The 26,464-nt window shown below is 62.5% G+C and carries 25 protein-coding genes and 3 tRNA genes; 15 read left to right on the top strand and 13 right to left on the bottom strand.

Features of this window, described 5'->3' with window-relative positions:
• Nucleotides 1-276: 276 nt before the first annotated feature.
• From ACX4ZE_RS07790 to ACX4ZE_RS07770, 5 genes are all read left to right on the top strand, one after another.
• On the top strand, nucleotides 277-1,410 hold the full coding sequence (locus tag ACX4ZE_RS07790) for a DNA cytosine methyltransferase (RefSeq protein ID WP_480272748.1): 1,134 nt from the start codon (nucleotides 277-279) through the stop codon (nucleotides 1,408-1,410).
• Nucleotides 1,407-1,820 carry a very short patch repair endonuclease gene (locus tag ACX4ZE_RS07785; RefSeq protein WP_480272638.1) on the top strand — a complete coding sequence of 138 codons (414 nt, stop codon included), beginning with the start codon at nucleotides 1,407-1,409 and terminating at the stop codon, nucleotides 1,818-1,820. The genes ACX4ZE_RS07790 and ACX4ZE_RS07785 overlap by 4 nt, the downstream gene beginning before the upstream one ends.
• 252 nt (nucleotides 1,821-2,072) lie before the next feature.
• Nucleotides 2,073-2,768, top strand: coding sequence for a DUF998 domain-containing protein (locus ACX4ZE_RS07780; RefSeq protein WP_480272747.1), 696 nt, complete (start codon nucleotides 2,073-2,075; stop codon nucleotides 2,766-2,768).
• Nucleotides 2,769-2,914: 146 nt separating this feature from the next.
• On the top strand, nucleotides 2,915-3,640 hold the full coding sequence (locus ACX4ZE_RS07775) for a maleylpyruvate isomerase family mycothiol-dependent enzyme (RefSeq protein WP_480272637.1): 726 nt from the start codon (nucleotides 2,915-2,917) through the stop codon (nucleotides 3,638-3,640).
• A 220-nt stretch (nucleotides 3,641-3,860) separates the two neighbouring features.
• Nucleotides 3,861-4,649 carry a metallophosphoesterase gene (locus ACX4ZE_RS07770; RefSeq protein WP_480272636.1) on the top strand — a complete coding sequence of 263 codons (789 nt, stop codon included), beginning with the start codon at nucleotides 3,861-3,863 and terminating at the stop codon, nucleotides 4,647-4,649.
• A gap of 99 nt (nucleotides 4,650-4,748) precedes the next feature.
• On the opposite strand, the gene ACX4ZE_RS07765 is transcribed toward ACX4ZE_RS07770, so the two are convergent.
• From ACX4ZE_RS07765 to ACX4ZE_RS07750, 4 genes are all read right to left on the bottom strand, one after another.
• A complete protein-coding gene (locus ACX4ZE_RS07765) occupies nucleotides 4,749-5,312 on the bottom strand; it encodes a flavoprotein (RefSeq protein ID WP_480272635.1) in 564 nt (187 codons plus the stop codon).
• A 153-nt stretch (nucleotides 5,313-5,465) separates the two neighbouring features.
• Nucleotides 5,466-5,541 (bottom strand) — tRNA-Arg (locus ACX4ZE_RS07760).
• Nucleotides 5,542-5,575: 34 nt separating this feature from the next.
• Nucleotides 5,576-5,665: transfer RNA gene (locus tag ACX4ZE_RS07755), tRNA-Ser, on the bottom strand.
• Nucleotides 5,666-5,753: 88 nt separating this feature from the next.
• Complete coding sequence (locus tag ACX4ZE_RS07750; RefSeq protein WP_480272634.1) at nucleotides 5,754-6,458, bottom strand: dienelactone hydrolase family protein; 705 nt, start codon at nucleotides 6,456-6,458, stop codon at nucleotides 5,754-5,756.
• A 117-nt stretch (nucleotides 6,459-6,575) separates the two neighbouring features.
• On the opposite strand from ACX4ZE_RS07750, the gene hisC reads away from it, so the two are divergent.
• Nucleotides 6,576-7,649, top strand: coding sequence for a histidinol-phosphate transaminase (gene hisC, locus ACX4ZE_RS07745; RefSeq protein WP_480272633.1), 1,074 nt, complete (start codon nucleotides 6,576-6,578; stop codon nucleotides 7,647-7,649).
• Here the strand turns inward: hisC and ACX4ZE_RS07740 are convergent.
• From ACX4ZE_RS07740 to ACX4ZE_RS07725, 4 genes are all read right to left on the bottom strand, one after another.
• Nucleotides 7,646-8,719, bottom strand: coding sequence for an alpha/beta hydrolase (locus ACX4ZE_RS07740; RefSeq protein WP_480272632.1), 1,074 nt, complete (start codon nucleotides 8,717-8,719; stop codon nucleotides 7,646-7,648). The genes hisC and ACX4ZE_RS07740 overlap by 4 nt on opposite strands.
• 69 nt (nucleotides 8,720-8,788) lie before the next feature.
• Entirely contained in the window at nucleotides 8,789-9,820 is a 1,032-nt protein-coding gene (gene nicT / locus ACX4ZE_RS07735; protein ID WP_480272746.1) for a Nickel transporter NicT, read from the bottom strand.
• A gap of 466 nt (nucleotides 9,821-10,286) precedes the next feature.
• Nucleotides 10,287-10,371 (bottom strand) — tRNA-Ser (locus tag ACX4ZE_RS07730).
• 24 nt (nucleotides 10,372-10,395) lie between these two features.
• Nucleotides 10,396-10,896, bottom strand: coding sequence for a MarR family winged helix-turn-helix transcriptional regulator (locus ACX4ZE_RS07725; protein WP_480272745.1), 501 nt, complete (start codon nucleotides 10,894-10,896; stop codon nucleotides 10,396-10,398).
• A gap of 137 nt (nucleotides 10,897-11,033) precedes the next feature.
• Here ACX4ZE_RS07725 and ACX4ZE_RS07720 point away from each other — a divergent pair, with 137 nt between their 5' ends.
• Nucleotides 11,034-12,038 carry an NAD(P)H-quinone oxidoreductase gene (locus tag ACX4ZE_RS07720; RefSeq protein WP_480272631.1) on the top strand — a complete coding sequence of 335 codons (1,005 nt, stop codon included), beginning with the start codon at nucleotides 11,034-11,036 and terminating at the stop codon, nucleotides 12,036-12,038.
• A gap of 24 nt (nucleotides 12,039-12,062) precedes the next feature.
• Here the strand turns inward: ACX4ZE_RS07720 and ACX4ZE_RS07715 are convergent, their stop codons facing one another.
• Complete coding sequence (locus ACX4ZE_RS07715; RefSeq protein ID WP_480272630.1) at nucleotides 12,063-13,265, bottom strand: cysteine desulfurase-like protein; 1,203 nt, start codon at nucleotides 13,263-13,265, stop codon at nucleotides 12,063-12,065.
• Nucleotides 13,266-13,560: 295 nt separating this feature from the next.
• Here ACX4ZE_RS07715 and ACX4ZE_RS07710 point away from each other — a divergent pair, with 295 nt between their 5' ends.
• The 4 genes from ACX4ZE_RS07710 (at nucleotide 13,561) to glfT1 (ending at nucleotide 17,026) form a co-directional block, all read left to right on the top strand.
• A complete protein-coding gene (locus ACX4ZE_RS07710) occupies nucleotides 13,561-14,166 on the top strand; it encodes a bacterial proteasome activator family protein (protein ID WP_480272629.1) in 606 nt (201 codons plus the stop codon).
• Nucleotides 14,167-14,442: 276 nt separating this feature from the next.
• Nucleotides 14,443-15,276 (top strand): galactan export ABC transporter permease subunit Wzm/RfbD, encoded by an 834-nt coding sequence (gene wzm, locus ACX4ZE_RS07705; RefSeq protein ID WP_480272744.1) that lies wholly within the window; start codon nucleotides 14,443-14,445, stop codon nucleotides 15,274-15,276.
• A gap of 9 nt (nucleotides 15,277-15,285) precedes the next feature.
• A complete protein-coding gene (wzt, locus tag ACX4ZE_RS07700; protein WP_480272628.1) occupies nucleotides 15,286-16,125 on the top strand; it encodes a galactan export ABC transporter ATP-binding subunit Wzt/RfbE in 840 nt (279 codons plus the stop codon).
• Nucleotides 16,118-17,026, top strand: coding sequence for a galactofuranosyltransferase GlfT1 (gene glfT1, locus ACX4ZE_RS07695; protein ID WP_480272627.1), 909 nt, complete (start codon nucleotides 16,118-16,120; stop codon nucleotides 17,024-17,026). Before wzt ends, glfT1 begins: the two co-directional genes overlap by 8 nt.
• A gap of 218 nt (nucleotides 17,027-17,244) precedes the next feature.
• Here the strand turns inward: glfT1 and ACX4ZE_RS07690 are convergent, their stop codons facing one another.
• Nucleotides 17,245-18,525 carry an IPT/TIG domain-containing protein gene (locus ACX4ZE_RS07690; RefSeq protein ID WP_480272626.1) on the bottom strand — a complete coding sequence of 427 codons (1,281 nt, stop codon included), beginning with the start codon at nucleotides 18,523-18,525 and terminating at the stop codon, nucleotides 17,245-17,247.
• A gap of 451 nt (nucleotides 18,526-18,976) precedes the next feature.
• Between ACX4ZE_RS07690 and ACX4ZE_RS07685 the strand changes: the two genes are divergently transcribed.
• Nucleotides 18,977-19,828: an SDR family oxidoreductase gene (locus ACX4ZE_RS07685; RefSeq protein ID WP_480272625.1), complete on the top strand. Its 852-nt coding sequence runs from the start codon at nucleotides 18,977-18,979 to the stop codon at nucleotides 19,826-19,828.
• Between the two features lie 65 nt (nucleotides 19,829-19,893).
• Here the strand turns inward: ACX4ZE_RS07685 and ACX4ZE_RS07680 are convergent, their stop codons facing one another.
• On the bottom strand, nucleotides 19,894-21,792 hold the full coding sequence (locus ACX4ZE_RS07680; protein WP_480272624.1) for a glycosyltransferase: 1,899 nt from the start codon (nucleotides 21,790-21,792) through the stop codon (nucleotides 19,894-19,896).
• Between the two features lie 442 nt (nucleotides 21,793-22,234).
• Here ACX4ZE_RS07680 and ACX4ZE_RS07675 point away from each other — a divergent pair, with 442 nt between their 5' ends.
• Nucleotides 22,235-22,462, top strand: coding sequence for a hypothetical protein (locus tag ACX4ZE_RS07675; RefSeq protein ID WP_480272623.1), 228 nt, complete (start codon nucleotides 22,235-22,237; stop codon nucleotides 22,460-22,462).
• Nucleotides 22,463-22,485: 23 nt separating this feature from the next.
• Here the strand turns inward: ACX4ZE_RS07675 and rfbB are convergent, their stop codons facing one another.
• On the bottom strand, nucleotides 22,486-23,502 hold the full coding sequence (gene rfbB / locus ACX4ZE_RS07670; RefSeq protein ID WP_480272622.1) for a dTDP-glucose 4,6-dehydratase: 1,017 nt from the start codon (nucleotides 23,500-23,502) through the stop codon (nucleotides 22,486-22,488).
• A 94-nt stretch (nucleotides 23,503-23,596) separates the two neighbouring features.
• Nucleotides 23,597-24,589, bottom strand: coding sequence for an alpha/beta hydrolase (locus ACX4ZE_RS07665; RefSeq protein ID WP_480272621.1), 993 nt, complete (start codon nucleotides 24,587-24,589; stop codon nucleotides 23,597-23,599).
• Nucleotides 24,590-24,926: 337 nt separating this feature from the next.
• On the opposite strand from ACX4ZE_RS07665, the gene rfbA reads away from it, so the two are divergent.
• The gene (rfbA, locus tag ACX4ZE_RS07660) at nucleotides 24,927-25,790 is read left to right on the top strand and encodes a glucose-1-phosphate thymidylyltransferase RfbA (RefSeq protein ID WP_480272620.1); all 864 of its coding nucleotides are present in this window, start codon (nucleotides 24,927-24,929) and stop codon (nucleotides 25,788-25,790) included.
• 41 nt (nucleotides 25,791-25,831) lie between these two features.
• Entirely contained in the window at nucleotides 25,832-26,383 is a 552-nt protein-coding gene (locus ACX4ZE_RS07655) for a dTDP-4-dehydrorhamnose 3,5-epimerase family protein (RefSeq protein WP_480272743.1), read from the top strand.
• Nucleotides 26,384-26,464: the final 81 nt, after the last annotated feature.

Here is a 26,464-nt window from a genome sequence, read left to right as displayed (position 1 = left end):
CCTGAGCGCCCCACCTGGATCGTGGGCAGCCCGCGCGGATGGCACTGGAGCGCGGACAGATCAGCCGATCATCACAGCCTCGGACAATCGTCTCTGTGCATTATTGGAAAAGCACCTCGATCACACCGTGTGACACGCGGGCAGTACCTGCTGCCGGGACCTCGGCTGCATTATTCGCCGATCGTCCCGGACGACTCGAGTAACCTGCTCCCGAGGCATAGGACACGGCGAGGTCCGGTGCAGACAGGAGAAAGGAAGGTCGTGACAGGCGCGCTGATGGTCGGGCTTTTCGCCGGAATCGGTGGTCTCGAACTCGGCCTTGGCAGGCACGGCTGGCACACCGAACTGCTATGCGAAATCGAGCCAGGCGCCCAAAGCGTGCTCGCCGCTCGTTTCCCTGATGTGCCGCTGCATTCCGATATCACCCGACTACGCGCCATCCCTGCAGGAACGGAGCTGGTCGCAGCGGGATTTCCGTGCCAGGACCTCTCTCAGGCAGGCCGCACCGCAGGCATCACCGGCACCCGTTCCGGCCTGGTCGACGAGGTGTTCCGGCTAGTGCGCCGCAAACGCGGTCCACGCTGGCTACTGATCGAAAACGTGCCCTTCATGCTGCAGCTCGGCCGAGGCGCGGCGATGCGACATATCACCAGTGCGCTCGACGAACTCGGCTACACCTGGGCCTACCGAGTAGTGGACGCACGCGCATTCGGCCTGCCACAACGTCGTCAGCGGGTTCTGATGCTGGCTTCCCGTACTGAAGACCCTCGCGGGGTACTGTTCGGCGAGGACGCAGGGCCGCGCACGGTCGGCGACCCTACACTCGATCCCTGTGGCTTCTACTGGACCGAGGGAGTGCGCGGACTAGGCTGGGCGGTAAACGCGGTACCAACTCTGAAAGGCGGCTCGGCGCTCGGCATTGCCAGCCCGCCCGCAGTGCGGCTACCGTCCGGTGAGCTCGTCACCCCTGGTATCGCCGATGCCGAACGTTTGCAGGGGTTCGATGCGGGCTGGAGCACGCCTGCGCTGGAGACACCTGGTGTGCGCAACGGTCATCGCTGGAAGCTGGTCGGCAATGCGGTAAGCGTGCGGATGGCGGCATGGGTCGGCGCCCGGCTGGCCGCGCCACTCGAACCGATACTCGTTGATCAGCCGTTGGCAACAGGCGCACCGTGGCCGATCGCCGCGTGGGGCCGCGCCGGATCGGCATACAGGGTGCCCATATCTACCTGGCCGGTGCACGAGCCGTACGAAGACCTGACCCACTTCCTCACCGATGCTCAACTACTCTCCGCCCGCGCCACGGCCGGATTCCTGCGCCGAACCACCATGGGAAGTCTGCGTTTTCCATCCGGCTTCCTCGCCGATGTGGAAAACCATCTCGACCGGATGGGCGGCTGGGCGGCATGACGCGGCAGCCGAGCACAGATGCGGTCACCAGCGCGCGGATGGCGCGTCAGCGCCGCAGCGGAACCAATCCGGAACTAGCGCTGCGTCGCGAACTGCACCGACGCGGCCTACGCTATTTCGTCGATCGCGCGCCGATCCGCGGGCAGCGCCGCCGCGCGGATCTCGTATTCCCACGCCGCCGGGTCGCGGTCTACATAGACGGCTGTTTCTGGCACCGTTGCCCCGAACACGCCACTGATCCGAAGCGCAATGCCGAATGGTGGACCGCCAAGCTGGCGGGAAACGTAGCCAGAGACCGTGCCACCGACGCGGCGCTGAGCGCGGCAGGGTGGCGTGTCATCCGCATCTGGGAACACGAAGACCCCGTCAGTGCGGCCGACCGCGTCCAAACAGCGCTTGCCGCGCGTTAACGGTGCCGGACCCGAACCACAGAGCGCGGCGCATGTGAGGCCAGATAGCCGGACAGCACCATCATCATGATGATGGCTATTCCAGCTATAGCCGTCGCGAAGTCGAACATAAGAACCTCCTCCGATTACGACTGTCGTTCAGCGTGCCCGGTGAAGCTGACAAGACCCTGTGTCCTTGGTGGCAAAGCTGTGTGCGATCACACCGTTAGCCAACAACAAACTGATATACCAAAGCAGCACAATAGGGTTGTGATGGGTGGCCCAGAACTCGCCGAAAAGCACAATAGACTGCCCTCGGCGATGGTCGGGGCGGCGCTCGCGATCGCGGGATTGTGCTATTCATCCTGGATGCTTCAGTTCGTGCTGAAGATCAATCTGGACCCGGTCGGCTCTTTCCTCAGCGAACTAGACGCACAGGGCAAGCCATACCGACAGGTATTCGCGACTGCAGACATCATCGCGGGCGCATTGCTGGTATCGGCGGCGACCGCAGGGCTGCTGCTTTTCCCTCGTCGCAGGCTCACCACGACCGGCTGGGTGGCCCTGTTCTGTTTCGGCGCGGCAACCATCGCAGATGCGCTCCTACCGTTGCGCGATTGCGCCTCCAGCGCGAACAAGTGCGGCGGCTCCAACGAATTGTTCCCGCAACTGCATCAACTGCACGCATTGACCAGCACCCTGGCAATCACCGCCATCGCCACCGCGGCGTTCTCCTTCAGCCTGGCCGCGTTCCGGTATAGGCACTGGCGAGTTCTGCGGAGGTTCGGGCTGGTCGCGCTGACTATCGGGTCGACGGCGACCGTGTGGTTGCTGGTCGCCGACAATCTCACCGGCAATTACGCTCTCGGCATTGCCCAACGCATCCAGGTAGGAGCGATATCGCTGTGGCTGCTCGCGCTGGCCACTTCGGCGCGCAAAGAGAGCCACGAGTGGGCCGAACCGAGCTGACTGCGGTCACCTAGCACGCCCACACATCTGCCGTCCGCAGGCTCGAACCCCTGCCCGCCACTACGACACCGCAGCTGTGCGGTCGGATACAGCGGACCGAGTTCGAGTTGCGGAGATCGGGGGTTCGAATCAGTAGGGTCAGGATCATGACCACCGCTGCTTTCCAGATCTCCGGGCAGCTCGACACTCTCGCCGAGGCGACCGCCCGACTGTTCGACACCATTCGCGGCCTCGACGAGCATGCCGTCGCCGAGCCCTCCTTACTGCCCGGTTGGACCCGCGGCCATGTCCTTGCCCATCTAGCCCGCAATGCCGATAGTCTGGTGAACCTGCTGCTGTGGGCGCACACTGGCATCGAAATGCCACAGTATGCCAGTGTTTTTCTCCGCAATCACGATATCGAGGCCGGCGCGGCACGTCCGCTCGCCGAACAACTCATCGACAATGAGGCCGCCGCGACTCGCCTGCTCGGGCTCGCTCGGTCACTGCCGGAGCACACTTGGCAAGCGCAGGTCCGCACCCGTCAGGGTCGCCCGATCCCCGCCGCCGAAGCACTTTGGATGCGCCTACAAGAGGTCGAAATCCACCATGTGGACCTGAACGCGGGCTACCATCCTGCTGATTGGCCCGCTCCCTTCCTCACTCGTATTCTCCATCAAGTCACCACCGATATGACCCGCCGCGCCGCCGATACCTCCCTCGAACCGTTCACCATCCGAACCACTGACACCGACCGCGCCGCCGACATCGGCACTTCCCCCGCTACCCGTACCATCACCGGCACTGCGGCAGCACTCGCCGCATGGCTACTCGGACGCAGCACCGGGTCCGGTCTGACCGGCGATCTACCTACCCTCCCCACCTGGAAGTGAGCCTCCACCGAGTTCAATCACGATATACGCCGCAATCTGACATATTCTGGCGTACATATCGCTACTGCCACACATGCTGTGGGTGGTCGAGTTCTGTAAGTGAAGGACTGAGCAGAGTGGATCTTCTTCTCGAGGGCGTTGTCGAGTCGAAAACATTCGGTCTGGTTACCCTGACTACCGATACCGATTACGCGGGCATTTGCGTGGAGCCGAGCGCGTGATGAGAATCTTCTACACTGCGGACCTCCATATCGGTCATCGCATGGTTGCCGAGAGCCGTGGATTTCCGGACGCCGCCACACATGACGCCGAACTCGCGCGGCTCTGGGATCAGGGAGTGTGCGCCGACGATCAGGTGTGGGTGCTCGGCGACATCTCGGTCGGCGGCACCAAGAACGAGACGGCCGCCCTGCGTTGGCTGTCGCACCGTAGTGGCCGCAAACATCTGATATGCGGCAATCACGATGGCTGCCACCCGATGCGTTCGAAAGCCGCGCGGTGGCAGCGCGTCTACCTGGAGGCGTTCGACAGCGTGCAGCAGACCGCAATACACAAGATCACCGGCCATCGAGTCCTGCTGTCACACTTCCCCTTCCGCGGCGACGCTGAAGGCGATCACACGTCGGTGAACAGGTTCGAGGAATGGCGGCATCCCGATGGCGGACAGTGGCTGTTGCACGGACACACCCACTCCCGTGAAAGTCAACGCGGCCGACAGCTGCACGTCGGACTCGACGCACACAACCTATCGTTGGTGCCGCAGCAATGGGTCATCGACCGCATCACAATCGGGTCGTGTTCCACCCCCATGATTCACCAAGAGCAACTGAACACGTTCCAACTACAGCAGTTGCGGGATGCGACGCTGCATTACTACGCGGTCGGCGAGTACCCCGAGGTCCTGCCGGAACCAGTGCGGCAGTTCACCAACGCATCAGACGGCGGCTTGCTCGGCCTGATCGAGCTCGCGATCACGCAAGCCCGAAAGCTCGACAGTCTCGATCACTGATCGGGTGTCTCAAACCCTGCTTCGCCCATAGACGAGCGGAGTGTTTTGGTGGTACCAGAGTGCTGTTCGGCCACCATTCGACTACTGTCGGAAGTTCACTCATCTGCTATGCAGGCCGTCGTAGTGGTCGAGCAGAGAGCGCCAAGCCAACGACCAGGGGAACCGATGGAGGTAGTTCTCTCCGGCACCCGGTTCGTATTGTTCGTATGCCGCGTCTCCGCCGAGCACGGTCACACCCCAGTCCGACAACTTGCGTATGGCATCCTGCACGGCGGGAAAACGGAGCTGTGCCCAGTTGGAGAACGGCACAGCCACCACGGGCAGCCCTTTGCCGACCGCTTCGACCAGCAACCCGAGCGGTAGCGTGTCGGAGATCCCGGCCGCCCACTTAGCGAGCGAGTTACAGGTGATCGGCGCGACAATCATCGCGTCGGCAGGCGGTAGTACATCGGGTGCGTCCGGTTCCTTGTACTGGCTGCGCACCGGATATCTGGTCTTGGCCTCGAGTGCTCCGGCATCGATGAACCGGCGACCGTCCGGAGACGCGATCACGCATACGTCCCAGCCTTCGGCCTGGGCCAGTTTCACCAACGTGCCGACATCACGCGCTGCGGGAGAACCTGTGACGATCGCGTACAGGACTGGGACACCGTTGTGGCTCATAAATCCCATGGTGACAGCTTCGGACACCACGTCACGCGACGAAGTTCGCTGAGCTTTTCACGGACCGGGCATCGCCGAATACGAGCACGTGCGCCTGCAGGTGGCAGCGCTCCAGACCGAAGCACGATCTCGAACGCGTCGGGAGCGTAAATATGGTGCGCCCGAAGGGATTCGAACCCCTAACCTTCTGATCCGTAGTCAGATGCTCTATCCGTTGAGCTACGGGCGCGTGCGTTATTCACTTGTACCCGGTTTCCCGGGTGTGGCGGAGGCGAGAGGATTTGAACCTCCGGTCCCCGTGAAGGGACAACTCATTAGCAGTGAGTCCCATTCGGCCGCTCTGGCACGCCTCCTGGAGCCTTCTCTACGAGGGCACCGGTCCTTTCGAACCGCCGGGCAGTAAGGTTACATGAGCTACCGTGCAGATCACAAAACTGCTGTTCAACGCAGGTTACTGTCGAACCAGTCGAAGATTCTGGTCTGCGGATCGACCAGGACTGACTCGTCGACCTCCTGGGTGTCGGCGCGGTGGTACCGGCCGGGATAAGTGATGACCAAGCTGGCGACTGCCGCACGGGCGGTCGCGTCGCGTAACTTGTCGACATCGGCAGGTGGGGTGGCCGGATCGTCGGTGCCGAACAGGCCGAGCCACGGTGCCTGCAGATCGGGGGCGGCGCAGACCAGAGCGGCGGCCTGGTCAGTGAGCGGCTCGACGATGCCGGGCGCTGCGACACTCACCACGGCGCCGATCCGGCGGTTGGTCGCGACCAGGAATGCCGCGGTACCCGCGGAGTCGAAACCGAGCACGCCGATGGTGTCGGGATACACCCCACGGCTGGTGAGCCAGTCGAAGCACGCGTCGAATTCGTCGAATAGTTCATCACCGAACACCGCGCCGCCCAGTTCGTCATCGATCCCGTGGAAGAGATCGGGTGCGACTACCGTCCAGCCCTCCCCGGCGAATGCGTTCATCAGTTCTCGTAAGGCACCGGTGAGCTCATGGGACTCGTGCAGCACTACGATTCCGCCACGAGCGTTGCCCTCCGGCTCCACCACGATGATGGGCACTTGCCCACGGGTAGCCAACCGCTCGTCTCTCAGATCACCGACCCGCAACGGAGCCATTTCGGCGTAGGTGCCCGACATGAAACCAGCCTAGGACGAGTTGCTGCTCTTCGGAAGAAATTGCACGTGAGAGCCGACAAACGCGGTAATCTCCGATACGCTGACCGGGCTTTCCGCGACGCCGATTAGGGTTGCAGTGTGACAGCGCAGATCCGGCCGGACCTCGATGCGATTCCGGCGTACACTCCCGGCCGCAGCCATCCCGACGCAGTCAAACTGGCCAGCAACGAAACAACCTCAGGCCCACTTCCCTCCGCCACCAAAGCCATCGCAGAGGCTGCAGAGCTGGCCAATCGTTACCCGGACAATCAGGCCAGGGAATTGCGCACAGCACTAGCCGGCTTCCTCGGTGTGGGATTCGACAATATCGCGGTCGGATGCGGCAGCGTAGCGCTGTGCCAAGAGCTGGTCCAGATCACCTGCTCTTCGACGGCCGACGAGGTGTTGTTCGCCTGGCGCTCATTCGAGGCGTATCCGATCGTGTCCAAGGTCGGTAATGCCACTGCGGTGTCCGTACCACTCACTACCGATCTGGTACACGATCTGGACGCGCTGGTCGCCGCGATCACCAACCGAACCAAGCTGATCTTTGTCTGTAATCCGAACAACCCAACCGGAACTGCCGTGGGCAAGATGGAGCTGGTCCGATTCCTGGACCAGGTGCCATCGCATGTGCTGGTGGTGTTGGACGAGGCCTATTACGAGTATGTGCGGCGGACCGATCATCCGGATGGAGTCGAACTCGGCCGGTCTCGACCCAATGTGGTGGTGCTGCGCACTTTTTCCAAGGCCTATGGACTGGCCGGCTTGCGAGTGGGTTACGCGGTGGGCGATCCCGCTGTGATCACGGCCTTGTTGAAGGTGCACATCCCGTTCAGCGTGAATCGGCTCGCGCAGGCGGCGGCGATCGCTTCGCTGGAAGCACGCGACGAACTACTCGATCGCACCGACCTGCTGATCGCCGAACGCGATCGGATGCGTGATGCGCTGGTGGCGACTGGGTATTCGGTGCCGCCGAGCGAAGCGAATTTCGTCTGGCTCCCGCTGGGCGCGCACAGTGCCGAGTTCAGCGACGCGAGCGCGCAGGCTGGTGTAATGGTGCGACCATACGGTGCCGATGGTGTGCGCGTCACCACTGGTGACCGACACGAGAACGACCTGTTTCTGAGCTTCGCCACAGATCGTGCTGTGCGCTCGCGTTTTCTCGCTTAATAGACGCCGAGCGCACGCGCGATTGTCGGCCAGGATCGAACCAGCTCGTCGGCCCAATACGGCCAGGAATGCGTGCCGGTGGCCCGAAAGTGCGCGGTGATCGGGATGCCGAGCGCATTGAGTCGATCGGCGAGTCGTCGGGTGCAGGCATTGGTCGTCGCTTCCAAGGCACCGCCGAATATGACGGTCCCGGCGAAGTCGATATTCGGATTCCATGGCACGTCGTACACGCCGGGTAGACCGCTGCCGACCGAAAGGTAAATCGTCTTGCCCCGCAGCGCATCCGCATGCAGTGTGACATCGTGGGCCAGCCAATCCGGGTCGTCCGGCTTGCCGAACATATTGTCCGGATCACCTCGGTAGGTGGATACCACGGCACGCGCCTGTGCCTGGCCGAGATCGGTTCCTGTCGAAAAACAACCGCTGTGTGCGGCGATGGCGGTATAGAGCCTCGGCTGACGGAAGGCGAGCATCATCGCGGCCTCAGCGCCCATCGAAACACCCATGACCGCGTTGCTGCCATTGCCGTCGAACTCCGTATCGATCAGCGGGGGCAACTCCTTGGTCAGAAAGGTCTCCCACATGTTGAAGCCGAGCACCGGGTCAGGACGCTGCCAGTCGGTGTAGAAGCTGGCCGGTCCGCCGACGGTGAACACCACGTTGACATCCTTGTCCGCGTAGAAGCTGACCGCGTGCCCGAGCTCGATCCAGTTGTTGCTGTCCGGGAGCGTGCTACGTCCGTCGAGCATATAGACGGTCGGGCGGGGGCTGGACTGATCACGCGGCAACAGCACCTGAACTTGGACCACGCGGCGCATCGCGGGAGAGACGACGAAAACCCGGAGCCTTCGGTCGTCGATCGGTTCGATGTGGTCGATCCGCGGGGCCGCGGGCTGCGCGCTGATCGGCCCAGCCGGACCAGAGCCGTCCACAGACGCGGTATTCGCCGGCACAGGCGAGCCTGAGACAGCGGTTACCTGCGGGGCACCGAACGCCAGCGCGCCGCATACCAACGCGACGCTGACAAAGGCACTGGAGACCCCACGCCACATCCCGCGTCGAGAGGACATGCCGACCATCCTGCCAGAGACCGCGCAGGCGGGTGGGCTTGTGATCGCATCGAGAACCGTGCGCCGCGCTCACCGCGTAGCGAGTCCTTCCTCCCAGCGCCGCTCTACCCCGGCGAAACGCCATACCGCGATAGCGACCGCCCAAGTGAGCACGAAAAGCCCCACGATGATGTAACCGAGCGCACCGAGGTCGAGATTACCGACCCAAGCCATGACACCCGACTCGACCTGGAGTTTCTCGACGAAGATCGAGATGATCTCCTGTCCACCGATCAGTAGTGCGACCACGACCGATAGTCCGGTGATCACCAAGTTGTAGTAGATCTTGCGCACTGGTTTCACGAAGGCCCAGTCATAAGCGAAGCTCATAAACGAGCCGTCCAGAGAATCGAACAGCGTCATGCCCGCGGAAAACAAGACGGGCAGAACCAGAATCGAATACCAGGGCAGCCCGGTCGCGGCCGCGCCGCCCGCGATCACCAACAGACCGACCTCGGTGACGGTGTCGAAACCGAGTCCGAACAGGACGCCGACCGGGTACATATGCCGCGGCTTGCGAACCAGGCCGACTACTGGTCGCAGCACCCGATTCAGCAGCCCTCGGCTGTCGAGTCGGCGTTCCAGCTGCACCTCGTCGAACTCACCGCGACGCATCTTCCGGAAGACCTGCCAGATACCCACCAGAGAAGCCAGGTTCAACAAACCGATCAGAATCAAGAAGGTACCGGACACGCCGGTACCCCATAGACCGGTCCAGCGTTGCAGTGCCGAATCCTCATTCTCCAGGTTGGCCGCGAGCGCTCGCACACCACTCGCGAGCAATGCGACGAGCACGAACACCACGGTGGAATGACCGAGCGCGAACCAGAATCCGACGGTTTGCGATTTCTTTCCATCGTTGTCTGCCAGTAGTTTTCGTACGGTATTGTCGATCGCGGCGATATGGTCCGGGTCGAAAGCATGCCGCATGCCTAACGTATAAGCGGTCACCCCGAGGCCGACACCGAACACCGACCCTTGGACCAGGTAGTTGCCCGGCACCACGAACAACAGCAATGTTCCCCAGCCGACGACATGGAGCGCGACTACGGCGACCGCCATTCCAATGGCACTGCGCACGCAGCGACCCCCTCAATCTTCGAAAACAGAACAGCCCAACATTACTCGACAAGTCGATACGGGTCGCACGTTGAACCGATCCAGCGCAGCCGGCACATCACCGACACACCGGTCACATCCTTCCGGCACTTCCCTCACCGATCGGGTTCATCGCGAATCCTCCGCTCGACTCGCCTACTCCATCACAGCCCTCTGTTGTCCGACCGGAGAAAGCCGAGTAAAGCGCAAGGGGCGAATACCGATGCCGATCGCTGTTATGTCGGCATGGCTGGGACATTGCGATGCCGCGTTCACCATGCGGACTTACATTCACAGTCAGCCTGACACGCTGGCCGAGGCTGCTCGGAGTTTGAACGCGGTTGTGACAAACCGTGACAAGACTGCGGGCGTTCGACCGGTTCGAACACGGCGACGCCGCAGGCCAATTGCATGACCAGGGCGTCTGTTGCGGAGACGGAGGGATTTGAACCCCCGGTCGCTCTCACGACGCTCGCTTTCAAGGCGAGTGCATTCGGCCGCTCTGCCACGTCTCCAGGCACCTGATCGTAGCGGATGCCTCAGTCTGGGTAGCGCCCTATTTCCTCATCGACCCGCTCGAAAGCCTCACCGATCGCCTCTAGCTGGGCCGGAGCGAGCAGATCTATGAAGTGGCGGCGGACCGCTTCCACGTGACCGGGGGCAGCGGCCTCCAAACGGCGCATACCCTCGTCGGTGAGTTCGGCGAGTACACCGCGTCCGTCCTCTAGGCAGGTATTGCGGCGCACCATCCGCTGACCCTCCAGCCGCCGGATCTGATGAGTCAGTTTGCTGCGCGAGGACAACACGCCGTCGGCCAGCTCGCTCATCCGCAGTGATCGCTCGGGGGCCTCGGAGAGCAACACCAGAATCCGATATTCGGCGACGGTCAGATCGCTGTCGCGCTGCAGCTGGCGGTTCAGCTCGGCCATCAAACGTTGGTGGCCGTCCATGTACGCTCGCCAGGCACGCTGCTGCGTAGGGGTTAGCCAGCGCGGGTCGGCTATCATACGACCATTTGGTTCGGAATGCACGCTGGTCATTCTAAGCGCGGCGAGCTGCGGAAATGAGCGAGTAACGTCGGTCGCGCGACCGTACAGGCCGCCATGCCTTTCGCCGCTCAGACCGGACGGAACGCGGGTGGACATTCAGCCTGTACTGACGGAACAATTAGCGCATTGTGCGTGCTATAGACCTGAACGGTTACGGTGGCCCCGAGGTGATGACCTGGGCTGAGACGCAGGCCCCGGCGCCAGGGCACGGTGAAGTGGTGATTGCAGTGGCCGCGGCCGGTGTCAACCGAGCCGACCTGCTGCAACGCCGCGGCCTCTATCCACCACCTACTGGAGCCAGTCAGGTCCTCGGCCTCGAATGTTCCGGTTTCATCGCCGAGCTCGGCGCGGGCGTGCACGACTGGAAGGTCGGCGACAAGGTGTGCGCGCTGTTGTCCGGTGGCGGTTACGCCGAACAGGTCGTGGTCCCCGCGACCCAGGTGCTTCCGGTCCCCGAGGGCCTCGATCTCGGTGCCGCGGCCGGGCTACCCGAAGTAGCGGCCACGGTGTGGTCGAATCTCGTGATGACCGCAGGTCTGCATGCGAACCAGCTGGTATTGATCCACGGTGGTGGTAGCGGCATCGGCACACACGCCATCCAGGTCGCGAAGGCGCTCGGCGCACGCGTCGCAGTGACCGCGGGGTCGGCTGAGAAGCTGGCGCGTTGCGCTGAGCTGGGTGCAAGCGTGTTGATCAACTACCGAGAAGAGGATTTCGTCGCCGCGGTGCGTGCCGAGAAAGCAAGCGCAGGCGGTCCCGGCGCCGACATCATCCTCGACAATATGGGCGCGGCCTATCTGGGGCGGAATGTCGACGCATTGGCCGAGCACGGACAACTGGTGGTGATCGGCATGCAAGGTGGAGTGAGCGCGGAGCTGAATCTGGCCGCGCTATTACGCAAATGGGGGACCATCCACGCCACCACTGTACGAACGAGGCAGGTAACCGGCGCGGGCAGCAAGGCTGAGATCGTCACTGAGCTGCGCAGGCACCTGTGGCCGTTGATCACCGACGGCACCGTGGTGCCGGTTATCACCACAGAACTGCCGATCGAGGAGGCCGCCGAAGCACATCGATTACTGGATTCCGGCGAAGTGTTCGGCAAAGTGGTGCTGCGAGTGCGGGAACTCTGAGCGCGGGTTCACCGTCGTCGGCGATCACTCCAGCGCGAGCAGCGTCCTGCCGAGCTGATCGATCTCGAACCTGGTGGTGTAGGGCGCGAGACCGATGGTCACCGCTCCGCCCTCGTCGTTGACGCCGAGCGCGTCCAACAGTCTGCTGCCGCCGTGCACCCCGCTCACCGCGCTTATCCGGTGATCGGCCAGTTTGGCCGCAGCCTTCTCCGCCTGTATGCCCGCGAGCGTGAAACTGACGGTGGGGATACGCGTGGAAGCACGGCCGATCACAGTGAGGCTCGGGACCGCTTCCAGCACCTCCATCAAGTAGTCGAACAGAAGGTCGTGGTAGTCCTGCAACGAAGTGATCGACATCTCCAGGCGCTCACGACGAGTGCCGCGCGCTCGCTCATCGAGACCGGCGAGGAAATCGATCGAGGTGGTCAAGCCTGCGAGCATCGCGTATTGGTGCCCGCCCACCTCCAATCGTTCAGCACCCTTGGCATAGGGATTCAAAGACATCGAAGGTATCCGGTCCAGAAACGCGGGGTCCCGGAAGACCAGCGCGCCGATCTGCGGACCTCCCCATGCTGGTGCGCTCACCGCGACCACGTCGGCGTTCAATTCGTCGATGTCGATCAGCGCGTACGGCGCGGCGCCGAACGCATCGGCTACGAGCAAACCGCCCACCTCGTGTACCCGGTCCGCCGCCACCCTGACCGCAGGCGCCGAGCCGACGATCGGTGAAGCGGCGGTGAGTGCGACCAACCGTGCTGTAGGACCGATCAGTTCCTCGAACTGCCAGGACGGCATCTCGCAGGTCTCGATCTCGACCTCGGCCCAACGTACGTGCGCGCCATACCGATTGGCGATGCGCAGCCACGGCGCGACGTTGGCCTCGTCGTCCAGCCGGGACAGCACAATGCCGGTGCCGAGCCCGAGCCGAGAACTGAGCGATTCGGCAAGCCAGGCCAACAGCACCGCACGGTCGGGACCGAGCACGACACCCGCCGGATCGCCACCGACCAGGTCTGCCACCGCTTCCCGCGCCGCCTCCAGAATGGCCGCGCTGCGCACAGCAGCTCCGTGGCGACCGGCGTGCGCGAAAGAGGAAGTCCGGAAGCCGGTCGATACGGCGCGGGATACCGCATCAGGAACCAGCATGCCTGCCTGCGGATCGAGATGGATCCAGCCGTCGCCCAGGGACGGTATCAGGCCCCGAACCCTCGCGACGTCGTATGTCATGTTGGCCACTCTAAGCGCAGCGGGCGAGCCTGTGTAACCGCGTTGCCCTCCGACTCCTGGAGAGAGCACAGCAACCTGCGACTCAGCATGACGACCGACTTTCGACAAATCCGAACCACACGACCCGAACAGAATAGAACGCCCCCGAATGGGATAGGACACCGAGACAGGCGCCGCACCACGGCCTCGCCAGGATAGCCCACCGGAGCTGCCGCAACGTCGAGGCGGACACGCAACGTCGAGGCAGACAGCAGGCGACTTAGCGCTGCCGCGGCGTAGACGACATGATAGGACCATGACGCACTCGGATGAGGCACCGGACCATATCGTCGTTGTCGGCCCCGACGGCAGGCCGTTGGCCATCCCCGCGACAACCGGCTCGGAGACACCCCACACCACGCGGATAGTTGCTGACGATAACAAAAAAGACGACTCGGACGAACAAGATGATTCCGGCGAGTTACTCGCCGATATGGTCGAACAACCCGCGAAGGTCATGCGAATCGGCACCATGATCAAACAACTGCTAGAGGAAGTGCGCGCGGCACCGCTCGACGAAGCCAGTCGCAACCGGCTCAAGCAGATCCACAAGTCCTCGGTGCACGAACTGGAGCAAGGCCTTGCCCCGGAGCTGCGAGAAGAACTCGAGCGACTGACCTTGCCATTCACCGACGACACCGTCCCTTCCGACGCCGAGTTGCGGATCGCGCAGGCGCAACTGGTCGGCTGGCTGGAAGGTCTGTTCCACGGCATCCAGACCACCCTGTTCGCACAACAGATGGCTGCTAGAGCCCAGCTCGAACAGATGCGCCAGGGTGCGCTGCCACCCGCCGTCTACGGCGCCGAACCGCGCGGTGACCATCCGAGTCAGCTCACCGGCGGTTCCGGTCAGTACTTGTGAGGGCAGCGATGCGCGCATGCCACGCAGGCAGCGAAGTCCGCCAGAGTAGTCTCGTGCACCGTGCCCGCTGCTGCCGCTCACCCCGACTCGGTGCCCGACCCGAGTGCGGCTTGTCCCGAAGAAAGCTCAGTTGGTCGCAACGACCGAACACATTCGGATGACAACTCACCGCCTATCTCTACCGAACACACGCCACGTTCCGACGACACCGAGACGAAGGAGGAACCAGTGAACGCGGCTACTCCGGAGGCGCGAAGCGCACGCGCCGGAGCGACCGTGGTGAAAACGGTGTCGGACTCGCAGTCCTTCCGGCGCGCGTTCCTGGATTTCACGAGTGGCTTCGCCCAGCGTGAGTTGTGGCTTTCGCTCGGCTGGCAGGACATCAAACAACGCTATCGACGCTCGGTACTCGGCCCGTTCTGGATCACCATCGCCACCGGGGTGCAAGCCGCGGCGATGGGCGTGCTGTACGCGGCACTATTCGGCCAGCCGCTGCGTGAGTATCTACCGTATGTGACGGTCGGGCTGATCATCTGGAACGTGATCAACGCGAGCATCCTGGAGGGCTCAGAGGTCTTCATCGCCAACGAGGGCCTGATAAAACAGCTTCCCTCCGCGCTGAGCGTGCACGTCTACCGGCTGGTATGGCGCCAACTGCTGTTCTTCGCACACAACATCGTGATCTATTTGGTGATGCTCATCGCATTCGGTGTCTGGCGCAACCTCGATGCGGCCAGCCTGCTTGCGATCCCGGCGATCATGCTGATCTTCCTGAATTCTATGTGGGTGGCGATTGTCTTCGGCATCTTCAGCACCCGGTATCGGGATATCGCGCCGATCCTCAGCAGCACCACGCTGATGCTGTTCGTACTGACCCCGGTAATGTGGACGACCAAGACTCTGGAATCGCAAGTCGGCACCAGCGACCGCGCCAAGCTCGCCGAGCTCGTACCGACATTCCACTATCTGGAAATCGTCCGGGCACCCCTGCTCGGCGAGCCGCAACAACTGCGACACTGGCTGATCGTCGGCGTCATTACTCTATTGGGCTGGACCGTCGCCATCTTCGCCATGAAGCAGTATCGTTCGCGCGTGCCGTACTGGGTATAGGAGGCACCGATGAGTCGTGTGAGTATCGAAACCCAGCAGGCATGGGTCGAATTCCCGATCTTCGATGCCAAATCGCGGTCGTTGAAGAAAGCGTTCCTCGGCAAAGCGGGCGGTGCGATCGGACGCAACCAGTCCGACGTCGTCGTGGTCGAGGCTTTACGGGATATCACGCTCTCACTGCGGGAGGGCGACCGGATCGGACTGGTCGGGCACAACGGCGCCGGCAAATCGACACTGCTGCGCCTGCTTTCCGGCATCTACGAGCCCTCTCGCGGCAGCGCCCGCATCCGTGGACGAGTGGCGCCGGTGTTCGATCTCGGCGTAGGCATGGATCCGGAGATCTCCGGCTATGAGAACATCATCATCCGCGGGCTGTTTCTCGGGCAGACGCGTAAACAGATGTTATCGAAGATCGATGAGATCGCCGACTTCACCGAGCTCGGCGAGTATCTGTCCATGCCGCTGCGCACCTATTCCACCGGTATGCGGGTGCGCCTTGCGATGGGGGTGGTGACCTCGATAGATCCGGAGATCCTACTCCTCGACGAGGGCATCGGCGCGGTGGACGCGGAATTCATGAAAAAAGCGAGGCTCCGCCTACAATCGCTGGTAGCGCGCTCGGGCATCCTGGTTTTCGCCAGTCATTCCAACGAATTCCTCGCACAGCTGTGCGATACGGCACTGTGGATCGATCATGGGCAAATTCGCTTACAGGGTGGTATCGAAGAAGTAGTGCGAGCCTACGAGGGACCAGAAGCGGGAAATCACGTCGCGACCGTGCTGCGCGAAATGCGAGACGAACAGGCTACGGGAACCGAGCGAGAATTGAGCGGAATCACGCATGAGTGAGCCGACCGGACAGCACACCAGGGTCGTGGCCGTCGTCGTCACACACAAACGCCGCGAACTACTGACCCAGTCGCTGAAAGCAGTCACGTCCCAGTCGCGCCCGGTGGATCACCTGATCGTGATCGACAACGGCAATGAACCAGAGGTTTCCGCGCTGGTGCGCGACCAGCCGGTGGAGTCGACCTACTATGGCTCGGCTCATAACCTCGGCGGGGCAGGCGGGTTCGCGCTCGGCATGCTGCACGCGCTGAGTATCGGCGCGGACTGGGTGTGGCTCGCCGACGATGACGGTAGGCCGGAGGGTCCCGAAGTACTGTCCACCCTGTTGGACTGCGCAGACCGGTACGGGCTGGTCGAAGTGTCTCCTGTGGTCTGCGATATCGACGAACCCGATCGCCTCGCCTTCCCGCTGCGCCGTGGCGTGGTCTGGCGACGGCTGCGCTCGGAACTCGGCACCGAGGACTTCCTACCCGGTATCGCCTCGTTGTTCAATGGCGCGCTGATCTCAGCGAAGGCGATCGACGTGATCGGCGTGCCTGACCTGCGTCTGTTCGTACGCGGCGACGAAGTCGAAGTGCATCGTCGGCTGGTCCGCTCCGGGATGCCGTTCGGCACCTGCTTGCAGACGGCATACCTGCATCCCAATGGCGCGTCCGAGTTCAAGCCGATTCTCGGTGGCCGGATGCATACGCAGTATCCAGACGACCCGGTGAAGCGCTACTTCACCTACCGCAACCGCGGCTACCTGATGTCCCAGCCCGGTATGCGCAAACTCCTTCCCCAGGAGTGGGTTCGATTCTCCTGGTTCTTCCTTGTCACCCGGCGCGATCCCGCGGGCCTGCGCGAATGGTTCCACCTGCGTTCGCTTGGCCGCAATGAGCGATTCGGCAAACCCGACTGACGTCCGCCGACTGCTACTACATCTTGGTGTTCAGCCCTTCGCTCGGCTCGATGAGCAGCGCGCCGCCGCGCCACATACGATCAACATGTGCGACCTGTGTTTCGCATTGGCCCGCAACGTTTGGCAACGAAGATTTCGCACATGCGAATAGCACTGCCGCACAACAGTTCCCGATAATCAACTATATCGACCTTCGATGCGGTGGTCGGGACCGACGCTTACGTCGTGATGCCGAAAACACTGGTGGGGCTGGTGGCGATCACCGTGGGAGTCGCAGTGCCGGTGATCGGCGCCGACACCACCCGACTGGCACTCGGCTCGGTGATGAACAAGGTGCTGCCGGAGGCAGCGATATCCGTAGGGATCGACAGACCGGTCACCAGAGGGGTTGGCGTGCCACCGTCGACCGGCACAGTCACCACCCGATCAGGCAAGCTCTCGCAGAGGTAGAGAAGATTGCCGACCCGGACGAGACCTGTTGGAGCGCCGAGACCGGGCGCCAGCAGGGTCGGTGTGCCACCGGCCTGCGGCACCGAATATACAGTGCCGACACCGAGACCATCGGTAAAGAACAGCAGGCCGCCGTAGGTGTAGGGCAGCGAATTGCTGGTACCGTCCAGAGAGGTGACTGCGACGCCGACGGTGCCGGTGCCAGGCGGGGCAATGGCGTTGATCTGGGTGTCGGAGATGATGGTGAACGTGGTCGCAGTCGCCCCGAACCGCACCGTCAACGGGCCTGCGCCGGCGAACCCGCTACCGAAGATCTCCACCGTGTTGCCACCGGATTCGGGACCGAAAATCGGGTCGATCGCCGTGAGCACGGGTGCGGCCAGTAGGGTCGCCGCGATCGACACCACTCCTGGTTGGGTCGGCACCCCGTCGGTGATCCCGAAAGCAGTGGTGGGACTGGTAGCGATCACGGTGGGGGTGGCGGTGCCGGTGATCGGTGCCGACACCACCTGGCTAGTGCCGGAGTTGGTAATGAACAGGGTGCTGCCGGAGACAGTGATATCTCGGGGAAGTGACAAACCCGTCACCAAGGGGGTCGCGGTACCACCGGTGATCGGCACCGTCGACACTCGGCCTGCCCCGAACTCACAGAGATAGAGAAGATCGCCGACCCGGACGAGACCTAGGGGCTGACTCAGGCCGGTTGCCAGCAGGGTCGGCGTGCCGCCGGTTCGCGGCACCGAATACACCCTACCGGCAAGAGAGATGCCATCCGTGAAGAACAGCAGGCCTGCACCATTGTAGGTATAGGGCAGCGGATTGCTGGTGCCGTTCAGCAAGGCGGCGACAGTGATCTCGACGGTGCCGGTACCGGGTGGAGCGATGGCATCGATCTGAGTATCGGAGACGATGGTGAACGTGGTCGCAGTCGCCCCGAACCGCACCGTCAACGGGCCTGCGCCGGCGAACCCGCTACCGAAGATCTGTACCGTGTTTCCACCGGATTCGGGACCGAAGCTGGGGTTGAGCGAGGTGAGTACCGGCGCCATCGTGGACCTCCGAACAGGAAAAGTGGTTGTTCCGCAACGGATTTCGAGGTGGTTGTCCCACTGCTGTATCCAGTGACTCACCCGCAGTGGCTGTTTCGCAACGCATCCCTGGTGAAGGTTCCACAACAATTCCCGGTCTGGTTTCGTTCGTGGCCCATGTCTGCCACCGGCCGGACCCTAGAGGTGATAGTGGTTGCCCGGCAGCAGGTATCGAGTCTTGCTGGCGTGCAGCCGATCGAACTCCAGGTGCGATGGCGCGCAGAGGTATCGATTCTGCCGCTCGATGCGGTACGGGCTGTCAGCCCCGGCGCGGTCAACGCCATGTGCTATGTCGATGACCGCCGACCCCGCTAATATGCAACTGTTTGCATAGCAGTAGGCATTACTCTTGGGGATGCAAGTGTGCACAGTCATGGGCGATTGCCTGTGACGCATATGAAGGAGCAGGCTAATGACGGAACCGGGAGCCAAGCCACTCGCAGGCCGGACGATGATCATGTCCGGCGGCAGCCGCGGCATCGGTTTGGAGATCGCCAAGCGCGCCGCGGCCGACGGCGCCAACATCACCCTGATCGCCAAGACCGATCAGCCGCACCCCAAGCTTCCTGGCACCATCCACACCGCTGCTGCGGAACTAGAAGCGGCGGGTGGGCAGGTGCTGCCGTTTGTCGGCGACGTGCGCATCGATGAATCGGTGGCCGAGGCAGTGCGCCAGACAGTCGAGCGGTTCGGCGGCATCGATATCGTGGTGAACAACGCCTCCGCGATCGACTTGTCGCCTACTGAGGCGCTGGCGATGAAAAAATACGACCTGATGCAGGACATCAACTGCCGAGGCAGCTTCTTATTGTCCAAGACGAGCATCCCGCACCTGCGCGAATCAGCGAAAGCCGGACGCAACCCACATATCCTGACCTTGTCGCCACCATTGAACCTGGACCCGAAATGGGCAGGTATGGCACTGGGTTACACCATTGCCAAATACGGGATGTCATTGACCACACTGGGTCTGGCCGAGGAGCTCGCCGGCGACGGGATCGGCGTCAATTCCCTGTGGCCGCGTACTACCATCGCAACCGCCGCAGTGCGGAACCTGCTCGGCGGCGAGCAGATGATCGCCACTTCGCGCACTCCCGATATCTATGCCGATGCCGCCTATCTGGTGCTCACTTCCCCTAGCAAGGAGACCAATGGCAACTTCTTCATCGATGATGAGATTTTAGCCACCCACGGCATCACTGATCTGGACAAATACCGAGTGGTCCCAGGCGACAGCGAGCTCACCACCGATTTGTTCCTCTGAGCGCACAGCGGCACGAGTCGCGTTCGCTCCCACGGGTGCGACTGGTGCCGTTGTCGTGCGACAGGTTATTCGGAGCCGATCCCGTATAGCCGCTCCCAGTTGGCGCGGCTGGTCAGATCCGGCATGGCGGCGCGGTACTGCGCCTGCACAGCGGGCAGTTCACGACGCAACCTGCGCAGTGTGCGCAGTGTGCGCCGAAGCAGCTGCTTGGCACGGGCCTTGTCGCGCTTGCGCACCCGAATGCCGGACTGCGATGCATCGGTCACTACCACGTGGTCGAACAACGAAACATGCCACCAGTGCGCATCTTCCCTTGTGACCCCGACAATGCCGGGCTGGGTGCGCCCGAACCACTGACCGATCGCACGCTTGAACAGCACCAGCGTCGCACGGCTCGGTGTCCCTCCGGCGCGGCGTACTCGGATATCGGCCGAACGGACCGGCGGTGCCGCGGCAGGATGCTTGATCGTCTCGGGGTAATCACCCCGGCTGGTACGCGCGGCAGTCAACGCGGCGATACCGCCGTCCCGCAATACCTTCGGTCCTTTCAGGAAGTCCTCGATACCCTGCAAAGTGGTGTGCACCAGACCGTATTGCATCGCGACCAGATGCTCGGCCATTTCGCGCCACAGCTTGCGCGTGATCTCTTTGGCGTCCAGCTCTGCGTGTAATGAGCCGACGATCAACGAATTACGCGTGCTGAAGTAGCGGGCCCAGTCGTCGTAGTCCTTCCAGTAGAAGTCCGCGTGCCATACCGCGGCGTTGGGCAGCGTGACAGTGACGAATCCGTTCTCCCGCGCCCGGATGCCGTATTCCACATCGTCCCACTGGAAGAAGATCGGGACAGGAAGGCCGATCTTCGCGACGACTTCGGCCGGGATCAGACAAGTCCACCAGGCGTTGTAACCAGCATCGACGCGGCGTTCCTGCTTCTTTTTCAGCATGCTGGTATTGGATAGCGCCTTCGGCACTCGCTGTCCGTGACGTAGCTGGTGCAGATGCACGTCTTCGGCCCCGACGTTGAGGTAATCCGGGTTGAGCAGAAACAGCATCTGCGCACCGACCAAGGTCGGCTCTACCGTAAGGTTGGCGAAAGCGTTGAGGCGCAGCACCGTCTCCGGCTCACACAGGATGTCATCGTCCATCAAAATGACATCGGCATGCTCATTGACCGCAGACACTTCATAGAGTCCGCGAGTGAAGCCACCGGCACCACCCAGATTCGGTTGACGGAGATAGCGCAGCTTATCGCCGAAAACCGGCGTCACCTCCTGGTAGCGCGGGCGGTTCTCGACCAGATCGGTGCCCTGATCGACGATATACACCGCATCGATCGCCGCGAGGACCATCGGATCGGAGGAGAGCGCGACGACCGTCTCGGCGCAGTCCGCGGCACGGTTGAAGGTGCAGATGGCGATGGCGACCGGCCGCACCTGCCTCGGTGCGGCGGCACTCCAGGTCAGCTCCGTGATGGCGAGCGCACCGCCGATGGCGTCGAATTCCAGCCACAAGGCGCCACCGTCGACATACTGGTCGATGGGGGCGGTCAAGGTCACCGGTCCGCTGCTGTCGACCCGTGCGGTGTCGATGATTCTACGGTGCCCTGCGATATCAGAAGCGACCAGTTGGATAACCGCCCGCTCGGCGACATCGAGCACCATGGTGACTCGCACTTCGGTCACTGTGGTCCAGCGCTGCCAATAACTGGCGGCGAACCGGCCGAAATAGGTGTTGGTATGCGCCTTGGCCCCCTTGCCCAGCCGCAGCATCAGCCGCTCACGATGTGCGCCGCCTTTGACAACCGCATAGAGCTCGTCACTCACCCTGGCCGACGGTCCGGTGAAGATGCCGCGCTGAAGCACAAGCCAGTCCGGTGCGCGGTGATCAGCGCGCAATGCGGCAGGTGCGATGACCGTCGAGTGCTGTTTTTCTTCGGTAACGGCCTCGGTAGCCGACGGATCCATGAAATCCTCGAAATTCTCATTGTGCCGGACGGGACGAACGGGCCCCTGGATGCCTTTCGGCCGGGGTGAGGATATCAACCGGCCCGCACACATGTCCGCTATGCGACATGCCGGGGTACGACCGAAGACCCCGACCCCGCGTTACTCGGCGAACAGGCAGGAAAAGGAGTCCGGCGTCGAACAGGTCGGCCTGGGGCCAGGTAGCTGCGAGTTCCCTGTGCCCTCCTCGTGTTCCCACCTTAACCACCGATCATGAGTGTTGTCTCGGTGGATTCCACTGAGCTCCACATCGCCGCCGTAGTCCCGCGCCATAATGAAGAGGCCGTGATCACCGAGGTCATCGCCGACCTGCGGACCACAAGTTCGGGGAATAGTCGTCCATGTCTATGACAATCTGAGCACCGACCAGACCACGGAGCGAGCCCGCTCGGGCGGCGGGATCGTGCACCAGGAGCAAGCCAAGGGCAATGCAGTACGCCCCGTCTTCGCCGATATCGATGCCGTGCGGCTGCTCTCTGGTCTACTGCGATACCCGACAGCGGGCGCGCAGTGGGGAAGTCAGGGCCCTGCTGGGGGCTACGCTGTTGTGACCACTGTGCGAACCCACCTACGTGCTGTTCATTGTGCTGATGCTCGCCGAGCATATGGGGTTCACCGGCTGGCGGCGTGAGATCTTGATGCGGCAGCGCGCCTTCAGTCTTCTGTCGCGCTGAGCGTCTGTTCGCCCGCGATCCGGTAAGCACGCTCGGTATCGGCCTTTGTCGGCCGCCACCAGGATTCGTTGTCCCGATACCACTGGATGGTCGTCGCCAGCCCGGCGCGGAAATCCGCATAGTGCGGCTGCCAGCCGAGTTCGCCGCGCAGCAGCGACGCATCGATCGCGTAGCGTCGATCATGACCGGGCCGGTCGGTGACATGATCGAAATCCTCGGGATCTCGGCCGAACTCCGCCAGAATCGCCCGCACCACCGACTTGTTGTCGATTTCTCCGTCGGCGCCGATCAAGTAGGTCTGTCCGATCCGACCGCGTTGCAGGATGGTCCACACGGCACGATTGTGGTCGTCGACGTGAATCCAGTCGCGCACCTGGTCACCCAAACCATAGAGCCGAGGCCGGACACCATCGATCAGATTGGTGATCTGGCGCGGGATGAACTTCTCCACGTGCTGATAGGGCCCGTAGTTATTGCTGCAGTTGGAGATCGTGGCCCGCACGCCGAACGATCGGGTCCAGGCACGCACCAGTAGATCGCTCGACGCCTTGGTCGAGGAATAGGGGCTGGAGGGACTGTATGGTGTGGTCTCGGTGAACGCCGGGTCTTGTGGCGTCAGATCACCGAACACCTCGTCGGTCGACACATGGTGGTATCGCACAGCATGGCGACGCACCGCCTGGAGGAGCGAGTAGGTGCCCACAATGTTGGTCTGCACGAAAGGCCACGGCTCGGCGAGGGAATTGTCGTTGTGTGACTCGGCGGCGAAGTGCACCACCGCATCGACACCACTGACCAGTTCGTCGACCAGATCCAGGTCAGCGATATCGCCGTGCACGAAATCGATGCGGTCGGCCACTGGATCGAGGGATGCTCGGTTCCCCGCGTAGGTCAAGGCATCCAGAACTGTGAGGATCGTCTCGGGATGGTCGGATATAGTCTGCTGGACAAAATTCGCGCCGATGAACCCAGCGCCGCCGGTGACGAGCAATCGCACCCTGACGACTGTACGTGGATCCGCCGAGCCCGCACAGACGCGAGCCCCGTCCCGGCCGGACGCGGGGCGGGGCTCGCCTGGACAACCCGGACGATCAAGCCGTCCGAGCCTCGTGGCCCTCGGTACAACAGGCCCGCGCGAAGCGCGCCGCGCGGGACAGGGCTGACCTGCTCTCCGGCAGGTTCGGCACGATACTCATGAAGGCGTGCACTTGGCCGCGCCACAACTCCAATGCGTTCGGGACACCCGCCGCAGTCAGGCGCTGAACCATCAACTCGCAGTCGAACCTCAGCAACTCCTCCTCGGCGGCGATCAAAAGCACAGGAGGAAGTGCGGCTAGTTCCGCGTTCACCGGGGAGAGCCCTGGGTCGAGCATGCCGTCGACTTCAGCCCCGATGCGTACCACTGCCGCCAGCGCCGACAATGGGACATATGGGTCACGTATCCTACGTGCGTAATCCCGCTTCGCGTTGTAGTCCAGGTCGAGCAGCGGACTCAGGCCGACCAACCCAGCCGGGGCAGGAAGCCCTGACTCCAGCGCACGCAACGCAGTCGCGAACGCAAGATATCCGCCCGCTGAATCACCCGCGAAAACGATCTTTCCCGGATTCCCGCCGTGGCTCAGCAGCCAGCGATAGGCAGTCAGGCAGTCCTGGACCGACTGGGTGATACGGGTGCCGGGCAGTTGGCGGTACTCGACATTGACCACCGGGAGTCCGGTGCGACGGGCCAGGCTCGCCGCGATCGGACGATGGCTGCGGGTGCCGCAGATGGCGAAGCCACCACCGTGCAGATAGAGCAGCGCACCATGACACAGCGCGCGTGCTGCCCCCCTTGGCCGCACGATCTCCATACGGAAGCCGTCGAGAGCGACCTGCTCGCGTTCGATACCCTGCGGACTCGGTCGCAGCCGGGCCAGTCTGTCGACGGTGCAGGCCCCGACCGGGATGGTGGCGCGGGTGATCGGCGCTACCCGCAGCATCGGCCGCACCACGCCACTGCAGGCCGCGAGCAACAGCTGGGCCGAAGCGCTAGGACCATCGGGATTCATTACGACAGCCCTACTGCCGACTGTGGTCGCTGCCATAGCGCACCTACCTCCCAGTGGCGCGCCGATCCCGACCAGGCTGAACCCGGGAAGAGAGTCGGCGCTGACATCTCACGCTGTGTACCGTCACGACGTGCCCGCGGCGCTGGTGATCACGCATTCCGGCGCATGGATCGAACCCAAGTGGTGTGCAGTACATCACATGAACGTGATCCATGCACTATCAATCGCCCGGCACGCCGAACGGCTAAACCTTTGTAATGATTTTGTGCACCAGTCGGAATCTTCGCTCAGCCGATCGACCACCGGCGCCGCCTGGTCAGCCACAGTCGACCCCTATGCCGCTAATGGAGGCCACGGCTGCGAGACTGAGGCCGTGCGAGGAATCATCTTGGCCGGTGGTACCGGTTCCAGGCTTTATCCGATCACCCGCGGGGTAAGCAAACAGCTGGTCCCTGTCTACGACAAGCCTATGATCTATTATCCTCTCTCCACACTAATGATGGCCGGAATACGCGAAATACTGATCATCACGACTGCCGAAGATTCTGCCGCATTCCGTCGATTACTGGGCGCTGGAAACCAGTTCGGTATCTCGATCGAGTATGCGGTACAACCGAAGCCGAACGGCCTCGCTCGAGCCTTTGTACTCGGAGCCGAACACATCGGATCCGACAGCGTCGCATTGATCTTGGGCGACAACATCTTCCACGGCCCCGGCCTCGGCACCAGCCTGCACCGATTCCACGGTATCGACGGTGGCGCGGTATTCGCCTATCGAGTGGCCGATCCCAACGCGTATGGCGTTATCGAATTCAGCGACGGCAAAGCGATTTCTATCGAGGAGAAACCAGTTCGACCCCGATCGAACTATGCGATTCCCGGCCTGTATTTCTACGACAACGAGGTGGTCGAGATCGCCCGTACACTACGGCCTTCGGCACGGGGCGAGTACGAGATCACCGACATCAACCGAGCCTACCTCGACAAGGGAAAGCTACAGGTCGAGGTGATGCCCCGCGGTACCGCCTGGCTCGACACCGGCCTGTTCGACTCCTTACTGGACGCCGCCAACTACGTTCGTACTATCGAACAACGGCAAGGTCTGAAGATCAACGTGCCCGAGGAGATCGCTTGGTTGCAGGGCTTCATCGATGACGAACAGTTGCGAGCCCTGGCCAAACCACTCCTGAAGTCCGGTTATGGCAACTATCTACTCGGCCTGCTCGGCGAAAGTTGACGCAACAGCAACATGAGGCACAGGAGATTGATTTCATGACCATGCGGGTGCGCGAACTGGCGATCCAGGGCGCCTGGGAGTTCACACCGACGAGGTTCGAAGATCAACGCGGCGTATTCGTCGAGGCGTTCAAATCCACTATATTCGAAAAGGTGGTCGGGCGGCCGTTCGATTTACATCAGGTCAATTGCTCGGTTTCCGCTGCGGGCGTCCTGCGCGGAATCCATTACACAGCCGACCCTCCGGGCCAGGCGAAGTATGTGACCTGCGCACACGGCGCACTACTCGATGTAGTCGTCGATCTACGACCCGGCTCTCCGACATATGGCCGTTGGGACAGCGTGGTACTCGACGATGTTCATCGTAGGTCGATGTATCTGTCCGAAGGACTCGGGCACGCGGTTCTTTCTCTCGAGGACGACTCAACTCTTCTATATCTGTGCTCGCTCGAGTATTCGCCCGAATACGACCACGCAATCGATGCCTTCGATACCGATTTGGCAATCGAGTGGCCGACCGTAGGCCGCGATGGCAGATCACTCGAATTCACTCGCTCCGCCAAGGATGCTGCGGCCCCCTCATGGCGGGCGTGATCAGCTCGACGCTGACCCGCCACCTCAGCGGTGTTCGTCGAGAAAGTGCAGGATATGACCGAACACATCGAGTGCGACACC

The sequence above is a fragment of the Nocardia sp. TBRC8007 genome (assembly GCF_056629435.1).
This window is presented reverse-complemented; position numbering and strand designations above follow the sequence as displayed.